The following is a 13,088-nucleotide window of genomic DNA, read 5'->3' on the forward strand; positions in this document are numbered from 1 at the left end:
GGGTGATGGGATGGCTATACAAATTGTGCTTATTGTTGGACCTACCGCCTCTGGCAAGTCTAAATTAAGTGTAGACCTGGCAAAAGAATTTAATGGAGAAATCATTTCTGCTGATTCTATGCAAATTTATAAGTACATGAATGTTGGTACAGCAAAGATCACAAAGGAAGAAATGCAAGGTATCCCTCATTATTTGATAGATATTGTAGATCCGAATAAAGAGTTTAGTGTTGCAGAATATGAAAAAAGAGCAAAAGAGATTATAAAGGATATTCACAAAAGAGGGAAACTTCCTATAATTGTAGGTGGAACTGGTTTATATATCAATTCAATAATTTATATCATGCACTTTTCTGATTTTAAAGGAAGCAAAGAATTTAGAGAAAAAATGAAAGAATTAGCAAACAACTATGGTAATCAATATCTTTATGAAAGATTAAAAAGTGTGGACCCAGAGGCAGCAAAAAAAATCCATCCAAATGATATTAGAAGAATCATCAGGGCTTTGGAAGTTTATGAATTTACAGGCAAACCTATTTCTTACTATCAAAAAATGAGTGGTATGCGTTTAAATCCAGAGTATCAGCCAATAATGATAGGGCTTAATTTCAGAAACAGACAAATTTTATACGATAGAATTAATCAAAGAGTAGATGAAATGATAAAAAATAATTTGGTTGAAGAAGTGGTAAACTTGCTAAAAATCGGGTATAATAAAGACAGTACCGCTTTGCAGGCTTTAGGATATAAAGAAATTGTCGAATATTTAAAAGGAGAGATTTCTTTAGAAGAGGCTGTTGAAAAAATTAAAAAAGGGACAAGGAGGTATGCAAAAAGACAGATCACTTGGTTTAAGGGTTATGAATTTATCAAATGGTTTTTTGTAGATGACTATAAAAATTATGAAGAACTCAAAAAAAATATTATTAAATATTTAGCAGGAAAATTAAATTTTTGATAGAATATAACTAATGATACATAATTAAAGAAGGGGGATAAAGATGGCAAGTTCAAAAGCAGCTATTAATTTACAGGATATTTTTTTGAATCAAGTAAGAAAAGAGCATGTACCAGTAACCGTCTACTTAATTAATGGATTTCAATTAAAGGGTTTAGTAAAAGGATTTGATAATTTTACAGTGGTGCTGGAATCAGAAAACAAACAACAACTTCTTATCTATAAGCATGCTATTTCGACAATAACGCCGCAAAAGCCTGTAATTTTCTCTGGTTCTGATAAAGATGAAAAGAAGGAGGAGTAAACAACAAAAAAACAGTATTAGGGCAACTAATACTGTTTTTTTGAAATAACAAAGCAAGGGAGTTTTTAAGATGAAGATTGGCTTTATAGGCGTCGGTAATATGGGACTTGCTCTTATAAAGGGCATATTAAAGTCAGATTTTATAGATGCTGAAGATTTAATTCTTTACGATCCGGTGAAAGAAAAAACAGCAGGATTAGAAAAAGAATTTGGTGTTATTGTAGCAAAAAGCAATGCTGATCTAACTGAAAAGTCAGATATTGTCATTTTAGCAGTAAAACCTAATATTTACGATGCTGTATTAGAAGAAATAAAAGCAAAAGTAACTGCTAAAAAAATAATAATTACTATAGCTCCAGGCATAACTATAAGTCATGTCAAAGATATCTTAAAAACAGGAAAAATAGTGAGAACAATACCTAATACTCCTGCTTTAATAGGAGAAGGTATTACTGCTATAAGTTACTCACAAGAGATCGAGCAAGAGGATAAAGAGGTTGTGACAAAAATTTTTAAAGCCTGTGGGGAAATTGTAGAAGTGGAAGAAAAGCTGATTGATGCTGCAATGGCTGTCTCTAGTTGTAGTCCAGCATTTGTGTACATGTTTATTGAAGCATTGGCAGATGGTGGTGTATTATTGGGATTACCAAGAGATATTGCATATAAATTAGCCTCAAAGGCTGTAGCTGGTGCAGGTAACATGGTACTAAAAACAAGTTTTCATCCTGGTCAATTAAAAGACATGGTGACATCTCCAGGTGGTACAACTATTGAAGGTATAAGAATTTTGGAAAAAAATGCAATGAGAAGCGCGGTGATTGAAGCGGTTTCAGCTGCATATCAAAAAACAAAGGGACTGAAGTAAAGATGGAAAATAATATCGATATTGTTGAAATATACACAGATGGAGCTTGTAGTGGTAATCCTGGTCCAGGTGGCTGGGCAGCAGTTTTACTATACAAAGAAGCAAGGAAAGAAATATCAGGATTTGAAGAAAATACTACAAATAATAGAATGGAATTAAAAGCAGTAATAGAAGCTTTGAAAGCCTTAAAGAGGCCTTGTAAAGTTAATTTATATAGTGACAGTAGTTATGTGATAAATGCCTTTAAAGAAGGCTGGCTTGAAAAATGGCAGAAAAACAATTGGCTAAAATCAGATAAAACGCCAGTAGAAAATCAAGAGTTATGGAAGGAGCTTTTAGAGGTTTCAAAAAGACATCAAATCAATTGGATTAAAGTAAAAGGTCATGCAGATGATGAATTCAATAATTTATGTGATAGACTGGCTACAGAGCAAATAAAAAGAAATACTAAAAAGTTATAAGAGTTTTAAGCTCAAGGAATCTTAGTTTAGTAAGGTTCCTTGAGCTTTTTAATAATTTTGAACGTTAGTCTAAAAATAGCTTGATTTAAGTATTATATATATGGTATCATATATACAAGTAATTATACGAAATAACTATTTCGTATAATTAGAATTTTAGAAAGGAGTTTTGAGAATGTCTAATGAAGCTTCTAATATTTCTAATAATGGTTTTACTAAATACCCGCCTCTTCTTGAAGAATTTTTAAACTACTTTTCGACGGTAAAAGCCCGTTCTTATAATACTGTAAAAGCTTATGCCTATGACTTGGTTTTGTTTTTACGCTTTTTAAAGCAAAGACGCGGAAAAGTAAGCCCTGATGTTGAATTTGATGAAATAGATATTTCTGATGTAGATGTTGACTTAATAGAATCTGTTGATTTAAACGATTTATATGCTTACCTCAACTTTGTAACTAACGAAAGGTCTAATACTCCCCCTGCTCGTGCTCGAAAAGTAGCAAGTTTAAGGTCATTTTATGATTATCTTTACAAAAAAGCTAAAGTGATAAATAAAAATCCTACTCAAGAATTAGAGTCGCCGAAACTTTCTGTAAGACAGCCTATCTACCTTACTCTTGATGAAAGTAAAAAACTTTTGGATTCTATAGATGGACCTTTTAAAGAAAGGGATTATGCTATCATAACTTTGTTTTTAAACTGTGGGCTTAGGGTTTCTGAACTGGTGAATATAAATATAGACGACATTAAAGACGATAAACTAACAGTTATAGGAAAAGGAAATAAACAAAGAACAGTTTATTTAAATGACGCCTGTATTAATGCAATAAATGCATATTTGAGAGTAAGGCCTAAAGAAGGAGTGAAAGATAAAAAGGCTTTGTTTTTGAGCAAAAGATTAAAAAGAATAAGTGTAAAAACCGTACAATATACTGTGAAAAAACATTTAAAAAATGCTAATTTAGGAGGAAAAAAATATTCTGCCCATAAATTGCGCCATACAGCCGCGACTTTGATGTACAGATATGGTAATGTAGATATAAGGACTTTACAAAAGCTCTTAGGGCATTCTAACGTTTCTACGACGCAAATTTATACCCATGTAGATGATTCACAATTAAAAGAAGCTGTAAATAAAAATCCTTTATCACAAAAGGAATAGCAAATAAAGACAGACACAAAGCGTTTTTTACTTCGTGTCTGTCTTTATTTAATTTTCCAATTGATTCTTATAAATATTATTTAAGGCAATAGTTATTGCCAATTTTACTTGAGGATAAGTAAGGCCACCCTGCACGTATGCGATATAAGGTTCTCTTATAGGGGCATCTGCACTTAACTCTATAGAAGAGCCTTGTATAAATCCTCCTGCTGCCATTATGACTTTATCTTGATATCCCGGCATGTCCCAAGGCTCAGGAATTATATGAGAGTCTACTGGGGAACCCATTTGTATTCCCTGGATAAAAGATATCAACTCTTCAGCAGTTTTAAATTTAATAGCTTGAACTATATCAGTTCTTTCTTCGTCATATTTTGGAATAACTTCATAGCCTAAGTCTGACATAATTTTCGCTAAAAGAACAGCTCCTTTTAAAGCTTGTCCTACCACTTGAGGTGAAAGGAATAACCCTTGTAAAATCAATCTATTTAAATCTAAAGAAGGACCTACTTCTTTTCCAATACCAGGAGCGTATAATCTGTAAGAGGCATTTTTTACCAACTCCTTTTTACCTACTACGTATCCACCAGTAGGAGCAATTCCCCCACCCATGTTTTTTATAAGAGAACCTGCTATAATGTCGGCTCCTACTTCTGTCGGTTCTTTTATCTCAGTAAATTCTCCATAGCAATTATCTACAAATATAATTACATCTTCTTTTACCTTTTTAATTTCACTAATTGCCTTTTCTATATCTTCTATCTTCAAAGACTTTCTATAGTCATATCCTTTTGATCGTTGAATCATCACCATTTTAGTTTTTGAGGTTATTGCTTTTTTTACCCTTTCTATATCTATTTCTCCATCTTCGAGGAGGGGAATTTCTTTATATATGACTCCATATTCTTTTAAACTTCCCCTCCCCTCCCCTTTTATACCTATTATTTCTTCTAACGTATCATAGGGCCTTCCACAAGCCGAAATTAGCTCTTCATTTGGTTTTAAATTGCCAAATAGGCATAATGATATCGCATGGGTTCCAGAAACGATTTGAGGCCTTACTAGAGCGTCTTCTGCGGCAAATATTCCTGCATATATCTTTTCGATTGTCTCTCGCCCTATGTCACCATATCCATAGCCAGTTGTGCCATTAAAATGGATATCACTTAATTTGTTCCTTTGGAAATGATATATGACCTTATACTGATTGTACTCTACAATCTTATCAATCTTTCTAAATACAGGATGACAATCTTTTTCTGCTTTTTCTATAACCTCGATTATTTTTGAGTTTATATGGAAATTGTTCTGCAAAAATTTTTTTGTGTCCATTTTCTCAGTCCTCTCTAATGTCTATACTGTCAATTGTTATTAAATCTTCTTTGGTTATATTTATTTTGTTTAAAACTCTTACAGCCTGTTTTCTGATTGCTCTTTCTATGATATTCCTTACAAGGCGCGCATTTCCCATTTCTCTTGAATTGTCGTCACGAATCAATATTTTCATTAATCTTCTCTTTGCACTTTCTGTAAGCTTATATTGCCTGTTCTTTACCATGAGTTCCGCAATCTGAAGAAGTTCATCTATAGTATAATCAGGAAAATCTATCTGGATTGGAAATCTGGAGCGAAGTCCGGGATTGGTATTTAAAAAATATTCCATTTCGTGTTTGTAACCTGCTAATATAAGTATAAATTTATTCCTATTGTCTTCCATTTCTTTGACAAGAGTATCAATAGCTTCTTTGCCAAAGTCTTTTTCTCCACCCCTTGCCAAAGAATAAGCTTCATCTACAAACAAAATTCCTCCCAAAGCTTTTTTTACATTTTCACGAACTCTGTGAGCAGTATGCCCTATGTATTCTCCTACTAGATCAGCTCTCTCTACTTCGACTACATGGCCTTTTTCTAAAACTCCTATACTTTTTAAAAGCTTTCCTAATATCCTTGCTACAGTAGTTTTGCCAGTTCCTGGATTGCCTTTAAATATCATATGTAATACTATAGGTTCAGTGGCTAATCCTTCCTTTTTACGCTTTATTTGCAGTTGCGAGAAAGCGTAAATTTCTTGTATAATTTCTTTCACTTTATTAAGGCCTATCAAAGAATTTAGCTCTTTTAAAGCTTCTTCTTGTAATTTTTTATCATCCACAGTTGTTGTAACTTCTTTAGGTTTGTCTTCTGACTTTTTTTCTATTTTATATCCTTCAAAAAAAACTGGCCATATTCCCATCTACCACCACATCCCAATACCATTTTTATTGTTATTCTATGATATTGGGATGTGGAAAGTGAACAAATTTTATACTTCTACTTTTGCTTCTACATCTTCTTTAAAATCTGCTAAAATAGGGTTTACAATTTCCTCAATGTATTCTTCAGTCTGGCTTACAGCTCTTCCGGTAAATTTTATAGGGTCAACTAATTCTTTAATTTCTTCTTGGGAAAGTTTAAATCTTTGGTCATTTTGTATATAATAAAGTAATCTATTTTCTTCTCCATTTTTAACTTCTTCTGCTGCTTTTAAGGAATATACTCTTATGGCTTCATGTAATTCTTGCCTATCTCCCCCTTTAAGTACAGCTTCCATCAAAATCTTTTCTGTAGCCATAAAAGGCAATTCCTTCATCACATTTTTTTCAATTATTTTTTTGTTTACTTTTAAACCAGACGCAATGTTTATGTAAAGATTTAATATAGCATCTGTGGCAAGGAACATTTCAGGTATTACAATCCGCCTGTTAGCCGAATCATCCAAGGTTCTTTCAAACCATTGAGTAGAAGAAGTAATTGATGTATTTAAAAGTGTTACAATAACATACCTACTTAAAGCTGCCATTCTCTCGCTTCTCATAGGATTTCTTTTATAAGCCATTGCAGAGGAGCCTATTTGTTTTTCTTCAAAGGGCTCTTCAATTTCTCTTAAATGTTGCAAAAGCCTCAGGTCGTTGCTGAATTTGTGAGCACTTTGAGCAATACCGCTTAAAACAGACAAGAGCATAAAGTCATATTTTCTCGTATAAGTTTGTCCTGTCACGGGGAAGGATTTTTTGTATCCCATTTTTTCTATTACTAATCTGTCTAGCTCTTTTACTTTTTCTTCATTACCACCAAAAAGTTCCATAAAACTTGCTTGTGTACCAGTAGTACCTTTTACCCCTCTTAACATTATGTTTTCTCTTCTATATCTTAAGTCTTGTAAATCGAGAATTAAATCCTGGATCCAAAGGCATGCTCTTTTACCAACTGTAGTAAGTTGAGCTGGTTGAAAGTGAGTATAACCTAAAGTAGGTAAATCTTTATATTTTAAAGCAAATTCGGATAGAACTTTTATTACTTTAAGAAGCTTCTTTTCAATTAGCTTAAAAGCTTTATCCATCAAAATTATGTCAGTATTGTCATCTACAAAAGCAGAGGTAGCTCCTAAATGGATTATAGGCTTTGATTTTGGGCACAAAAGACCATAGGCATGTATGTGAGCCATAACATCATGCCTAAACTCTTTTTCAAATTTTTCCGCATCTTCATAGTTTATGTTGTCTATATTTTCTTCCATTTCTTTAATCTGTTCATCTGTAATATTAAGCCCTAATTCTTTTTGGCTTTTTGCCAAGGCTACCCATAATCTTCGCCAAGTTTTAAATTTTTCATCATCAGAGAAAATTTGGGCCATTTCTTTGCTAGCATATCTTGTTATTAACGGATTCTGGTAAGTGTCTCGCATATTTACCTCCTCATTATACTTTATTTAAAAATTCTTCAATTCTATTTAGACCTTTTTCAATATTTTCAAGGGAAGTAGCATAAGAAATCCTAATGTAATTGTCCATTCCAAAAGGCAAAGCAGGAACAACTGCTACATTTGCTCCTTCAATTAAAACTTTTGCAAAATCTATTGAACTTTGGATAATTTTTCCATTTATCTCTTTTCCAATATATTCATCTATATTTACCATTACATAGAAAGCCCCTTGAGGATTATTTGATTTTAATCCCTTTATTTTATTTAACCTTTCTACCATATAAACTCTTCTTTTATTGAATTCTTCTGCCATTCTTTTAATAACTGTTTCATCTTCTGATAAAGCGGCTACACTGGCATATTGAGCAATTGAATTGGGATTTGAGGTGGTGTGACTTTGAATGTTTGACATAACTTTTGCTAGTTTTAAAGAAGAAGCAGTATATCCAATTCTCCATCCTGTCATAGCATAAGTTTTAGACATGCCGTTTACCAAAATTGTCAGTTCTTTAATTTTTTCATTTAAAGAGGCGATACTGATGTGACTGCCTTCGTAAATTAATTTTTCGTATATTTCATCTGAAATGACAAAAATATTTGCTTCTTCAATAATTTTTGCAAGTTTTTCTAACTCTTTTTTAGTATACACTGAGCCAGTTGGATTGTTGGGGGTATTTAAAATTAAAGCTTTTGTCTTAGAGGTAATAGCATTTTTTAATTCTTCGGCTGTAATTTTAAAGTCATTTTCTGCTTTTGTTTTTACAAAGACAGGCTTTCCATAAGCCAGCCTTACCATCTCAGGATAGCTTAACCAATAAGGTACAGGAATTATAACTTCGTCGCCAGGATTTAAAATTGCACAAAGAGCATTATATATAGAGTGTTTTGCACCATTTGATATGACAATCTGTTCTGGTTGATATTTAAGGCCGTTATCTCTTAAAAGTTTGTCACATACTGCTTTTTTTAACTCAGAAATGCCTGAGGAAGGAGTATATTTAGTATAGCCATTTTTTATCGCGTCAATTGCAGCTTCTTTTATGTAATCGGGTGTATCAAAATCTGGCTCTCCTACTCCGAAATCTATGACGTCTATGCCTTGGGCTTTTAGCTGTTTTGCCTTTGCTGTTATTTCTAATGTCATAGAAGGGGTAATTTGTAAGGCATTTTGGGATAAATTCAATTTTTACACCTCCAGAGGGTCTGGTTACACAAGTCACAAATATTATTTTACCTTAATTATTTTGATATTTCTACAAAATTTTTAGCTTTACTTTTCAATATTTCAATATATTCATAGTCTAATTTTATGGTTCCTAAAAGGTCTCTGCCATCTACTTCTTCACCGTGAAAGTCTGAACCTCCAGTTATAATTAATTTGTATTTTTTTGCTTTGTTTAGATACTTTTTCACATCTTCAGTAGTGTGTTTTGAATGGTATACTTCTATTCCTATCAATCCCTCAATTGTCAATTCCTCAATAATACTATCATCTTGAAGTAAACCAGGATGAGCTAAGACAGGAACACCTCCATTTCCTAAAATAAGCTTTATTGCTTCAAAAGGGGTGATTCTATATCTTTCTACATAAGCAGGGGCACCAACTCCTATGTATTTTTCAAAAGCTTCTTTTACACTTTCTACATAATTCTTTTTCATCAGAGCTCTTGCTATATGAGGTCTTCCTATGAATTTTTCATTTGTAAATTCCAACACATCTTCTATAGAAATATCAAGTCCTAATTCATTTAATTTTTTTAAAATCGCTTTGGCTCTATCACTTCTTAACTTTTTCATTTCGTCTAACTTTTCAATAAATTTTTTATCTTTATAATTTATAAAATAACCTAATATATGGACTTCTTGATTTTGATAATAGCAATTAAACTCAATTCCAGGAATAACTTCAATCTCGTATTTAAAAGAAATCCAAACGGCTTCTTCAAGACCATCAATTGTATCGTGATCTGTTAGAGAAATGCAGCTAAGTCCGTGTTCTTTTGCCAATCGAACTACTTCAGAAGGCAAATTAGTTCCATCGGAGGCTTTTGAATGCATATGAAGGTCTGCAAACATATAATATCACAACCTTTCTCTAAATCTTGCTTTTAATAATTTAAAATAACCTGCAAAATGCAGGTTATTCTTTATCTCGGCTCTACAATTAATTTTATTGCTGTCCTTTCTTCACCGTCTATTTCGATGTCTGTAAAAGCAGGAATGCAAATTAAGTCAATTCCGCTGGGAGCCACAAACCCTCTTGCGATTGCAACAGCTTTTACAGCTTGATTTATTGCACCTGCACCTATTGCTTGAACTTCTGCACCTCCACGCTCCCTTAGCACCCCTGCCAACGCTCCTGCTACAGCATTTGGATTAGACTTTGCTGAAACTTTTAACACTTCCATTGTTTTTCCCCCTTAAAGACAAATGATTTTCTCCTTGTTAATATTCTACATTTGTTTTAAAAATCCTTCTTTTTACGAATAAATTTTATTAATGCGTTCTATGTTATAGCATTTTCCTGTTATTTCATTAACAGAAATTACAATGGCATTAATTTGGGCAGGACCTTTTTTTGCAACTTCAAAGCGTACAGGTACAGATGATGTAAATCTTTTAATTATTAATTCTTTATCTATTCCTAATATAGAATCACTAGGACCTGTCATACCAACATCAGTTATATAAGCTGTTCCATTTTGTAATATTTTCTCATCAGCCGTTTGTACATGAGTATGAGTTCCAAATACGCAACTTACTTTTCCATCTAAAAAATATCCCATAGCTATTTTTTCAGAAGTAGCCTCTGCGTGAAAATCTACAAGGATTATATTGGTCTCAACTCTTAATTTTTCTACTTCTTCTAAGGCTACAAAAAAAGGATTTCTATTACAAGGCATAAAAGTAATTCCCTGCAAATTTATAATGCCAATTTTTGAATTTTTAAAATTAAGCACTATAGAACCTCTTCCAGGTGTTTCCTCTAAATAATTAGCAGGCCTTACAATTCGCACTTCTTCATCAATAAATTTTAATATTTCTTTTTGATCCCAAACATGATTTCCCATTGTTAATGCAGCAATTCCAATTTCAAAGAGTTCATCAGCAACTTTACGGGTTAGACCATTCCCTCCCGCAGCATTTTCGCCATTAGCTATAACAATGTCAACATTATATTCTGATATTAGTTCTTGCAAACGCTCTTTTAATATATCTCTACCCAATCTTCCAACAATATCGCCGATGATAAGTATCTTCATTGGTAACCTCCAAAAAATAATTTTCTCAAATTTATTATTACACAAACCTACTTATTAAAACAATAAGTTTATGAAAATTTATAATGAAACTTTTAAAGCGTGCTTATCGCACGCTTTTTTTCAATGCTTTATTTTGCATAATCTACCGCTACTGTCTCTCTTATGACAGTCACTTTTATTTGACCTGGATATTCAACTTCTTCTTCAATTTTTTTGCTTATATTTCGTGCTAAAATGACAATATCATCATCATTGACAATTTCAGGTTTTACCATTATTCTGATTTCTCTTCCTGCTTGTATAGCATAAGACTTTTCTACACCTTCGAAAGAATTAGCGATTTGTTCCAACTTTTCTAGACGCTTAATATAAGCCTCTAATGCTTCTCTCCTTGCCCCTGGTCTTGCAGCAGAAATGGCATCTGCTGCTTGTACTAATACTGCCTCAACAGTCTGAGGTTCCACATCATTATGATGAGCCATTATAGCATGAATAACAGTGTCAAATTCGTGATACTTTTTAGCGAGTTCTGCACCTATCATGACATGAGGACCTTCTACCTCATGGTCTACGGCTTTACCTATATCATGTAAAAGTCCTGCTCTTTTGGCCACCAAAGCATCTGCACCTAATTCATAAGCCATAAGCCCTGCCAAATGAGCTACTTCGATAGAATGCTTTAAGACGTTTTGCCCGTAGCTAGTTCTAAATTTAAGTCTTCCTAATAACTTAATAAGCTCGGGATGCAAACCGTGAATTCCTACTTCAAAAGCCGCTTCTTCGCCTGCTTTAATTATCATGTTGTCTACTTCTTTTTTAGCCTTTTCTACCATTTCTTCTATTCTCGCAGGATGTATTCGCCCATCTTCAATCAATTTTTCTAAGGCAATCCGTGCAATTTCCCTTCGTATAGGGTCAAAGCCTGAAATGACAACAGCCTCAGGAGTATCATCTATTATAAGGTCAATTCCCGTCAAAGTCTCTATTGTCCTTATATTTCTACCTTCCCTACCTATTATGCGACCTTTCATTTCATCATTAGGAAGAGTAACAACGGATACAGTTGTTTCAGCGGCATGATCAGCTGCACAGCGTTGAATGGCAGTGCCAATTATTTCTCGCGCTTTCATTTCTGCTTCTTCTTTAGCTTTGTTTTCCATTTCTTTAATCATTACAGCCATTTCATGCTGTATATCTTTTTGAACACTTTCAAATAAAATAGCTTTTGCTTCTTCACGGCTCAGTCCCGAAATTCTTTCTAACTCTTCTATCTCTTTTTGATGGAGCAATGAAATTTGTTCTTCCAATTGTTGAATCTCTTTTTGCTTTTCTTCAAGAAGATTTTCTTTTTGTTCTAAAGTTTCGGATCTTTTATCCAAAGTTTCTTCTTTTTGAAGGAGTCTTTTTTCTAAACGTTGCAGTTCACCTCTGCGATCCCTTATTTCTTTTTCTAAATCGCTTCGCATACGGTGAATTTCTTCTTTGGCTTCTAATAACAGCTCTCTTTTTTTATTTTCAGCGTCTCTTTTCGCACTTTCTAATATGGTCCGCGCTAAACTTTCTGCACTTTTTATTTTGGATTCTGCAATAATCTTTCTTGCTAAATAACCAATTAGAAAGCCGACTACTATTGCAATAAGTGCTGTGATTATCAATTGAACATAGCTAATATTCTTACACCTCCTTAGTAGATATTCATAATTTATTTTAGACCCTTTTCAAAATTATGTCAAGTTATAAATCTTTTTCTCTAAAAGCAGTACTAATGTTTTCAATTTCAAACCCACTGTTGTAAAGGTAGTTTTTTAATTTTTTAGTATCTTCCTGGAATTTTAATTTTTTTTCAATTATTTTTTTTATTATTTCCACCTCTTTTTCTTTTGGATAAAAATTCCTTAAACTTTCTTGAATAACTTCTCTATTAATTCCTTTATTTATAAGCTCATAATAAATCTTTTTTCTGCTATGTAGTTGATTCATCTTCTGTTCTATAAATAACTTAGCGTAAATTTCGTCGTTGATGTAGTTATAACTTTTTAGCTTTTCGATAACCTCATTTATTACATTTTCGCTAAAACCTCTGATCTTGAGTTTTTGATATAGTTCTTTTTCTGTTACTATTTTTTTTGATAAAAGTTTAAAGGCGTAATCCTTCGCTCGTCTTATTGCAATATAGTTTACATAATAATTATACTGTTCATTATCTATTTCTTTTCCTTCTTCTATACCTAAATAACTTAAATCTTCTGAATTGCAGCTAAAAGCATATTCACCATCTATGTAAACTTTGTATTGTGCTTTTTTTAGCTTTTCTATAGCAGTGATTATCATAT

The 13,088-nt window shown here is 32.7% G+C and carries 14 protein-coding genes; 5 read left to right on the top strand and 9 right to left on the bottom strand.

What is annotated here, in order from left to right:
- The first annotated feature begins 10 nt into the window (after positions 1 to 10).
- From miaA to TMATH_RS06020, 5 genes are all read left to right on the top strand, one after another.
- Positions 11 to 958 (top strand): tRNA (adenosine(37)-N6)-dimethylallyltransferase MiaA, encoded by a 948-nt coding sequence (gene miaA / locus TMATH_RS06000; protein WP_013150314.1) that lies wholly within the window; start codon positions 11 to 13, stop codon positions 956 to 958.
- A 43-nt stretch (positions 959 to 1,001) separates the two neighbouring features.
- On the top strand, positions 1,002 to 1,262 hold the full coding sequence (gene hfq / locus TMATH_RS06005) for an RNA chaperone Hfq (RefSeq protein ID WP_012995214.1): 261 nt from the start codon (positions 1,002 to 1,004) through the stop codon (positions 1,260 to 1,262).
- A gap of 70 nt (positions 1,263 to 1,332) precedes the next feature.
- Positions 1,333 to 2,127, top strand: a complete 795-nt coding sequence (proC, locus tag TMATH_RS06010; protein WP_013150315.1) for a pyrroline-5-carboxylate reductase — start codon at positions 1,333 to 1,335, stop codon at positions 2,125 to 2,127.
- Between the two features lie 2 nt (positions 2,128 to 2,129).
- Entirely contained in the window at positions 2,130 to 2,588 is a 459-nt protein-coding gene (rnhA, locus tag TMATH_RS06015; protein ID WP_013150316.1) for a ribonuclease HI, read from the top strand.
- A gap of 175 nt (positions 2,589 to 2,763) precedes the next feature.
- Positions 2,764 to 3,750 carry a tyrosine recombinase XerC gene (locus TMATH_RS06020; protein WP_012995217.1) on the top strand — a complete coding sequence of 329 codons (987 nt, stop codon included), beginning with the start codon at positions 2,764 to 2,766 and terminating at the stop codon, positions 3,748 to 3,750.
- 48 nt (positions 3,751 to 3,798) lie between these two features.
- On the opposite strand, the gene TMATH_RS06025 is transcribed toward TMATH_RS06020, so the two are convergent.
- From TMATH_RS06025 to TMATH_RS06065, 9 genes are all read right to left on the bottom strand, one after another.
- Positions 3,799 to 5,082, bottom strand: a complete 1,284-nt coding sequence (locus TMATH_RS06025; protein WP_012995218.1) for a methionine gamma-lyase family protein — start codon at positions 5,080 to 5,082, stop codon at positions 3,799 to 3,801.
- Positions 5,083 to 5,086: 4 nt separating this feature from the next.
- A complete protein-coding gene (gene spoVK, locus TMATH_RS06030) occupies positions 5,087 to 5,983 on the bottom strand; it encodes a stage V sporulation protein K (protein WP_012995219.1) in 897 nt (298 codons plus the stop codon).
- Between the two features lie 69 nt (positions 5,984 to 6,052).
- On the bottom strand, positions 6,053 to 7,474 hold the full coding sequence (gene purB, locus TMATH_RS06035) for an adenylosuccinate lyase (protein ID WP_012995220.1): 1,422 nt from the start codon (positions 7,472 to 7,474) through the stop codon (positions 6,053 to 6,055).
- A 13-nt stretch (positions 7,475 to 7,487) separates the two neighbouring features.
- Positions 7,488 to 8,675, bottom strand: coding sequence for a pyridoxal phosphate-dependent aminotransferase (locus TMATH_RS06040; protein ID WP_012995221.1), 1,188 nt, complete (start codon positions 8,673 to 8,675; stop codon positions 7,488 to 7,490).
- A gap of 56 nt (positions 8,676 to 8,731) precedes the next feature.
- The gene (locus TMATH_RS06045) at positions 8,732 to 9,568 is read right to left on the bottom strand and encodes a PHP domain-containing protein (RefSeq protein WP_013150317.1); all 837 of its coding nucleotides are present in this window, start codon (positions 9,566 to 9,568) and stop codon (positions 8,732 to 8,734) included.
- Between the two features lie 71 nt (positions 9,569 to 9,639).
- Complete coding sequence (locus tag TMATH_RS06050; RefSeq protein WP_003866776.1) at positions 9,640 to 9,900, bottom strand: stage V sporulation protein S; 261 nt, start codon at positions 9,898 to 9,900, stop codon at positions 9,640 to 9,642.
- Positions 9,901 to 9,972: 72 nt separating this feature from the next.
- Positions 9,973 to 10,755, bottom strand: coding sequence for a TIGR00282 family metallophosphoesterase (locus tag TMATH_RS06055; RefSeq protein WP_013150318.1), 783 nt, complete (start codon positions 10,753 to 10,755; stop codon positions 9,973 to 9,975).
- 128 nt (positions 10,756 to 10,883) lie between these two features.
- On the bottom strand, positions 10,884 to 12,410 hold the full coding sequence (rny, locus tag TMATH_RS06060; protein ID WP_013150319.1) for a ribonuclease Y: 1,527 nt from the start codon (positions 12,408 to 12,410) through the stop codon (positions 10,884 to 10,886).
- Positions 12,411 to 12,489: 79 nt separating this feature from the next.
- The gene (locus TMATH_RS06065; RefSeq protein ID WP_012995225.1) at positions 12,490 to 13,086 is read right to left on the bottom strand and encodes a regulatory protein RecX; all 597 of its coding nucleotides are present in this window, start codon (positions 13,084 to 13,086) and stop codon (positions 12,490 to 12,492) included.
- Positions 13,087 to 13,088 lie beyond the last annotated feature (2 nt).

Origin of the sequence: Thermoanaerobacter mathranii subsp. mathranii str. A3, from assembly GCF_000092965.1 — a bacterium.
GTDB classification, from domain to species: domain Bacteria; phylum Bacillota; class Thermoanaerobacteria; order Thermoanaerobacterales; family Thermoanaerobacteraceae; genus Thermoanaerobacter; species Thermoanaerobacter thermocopriae.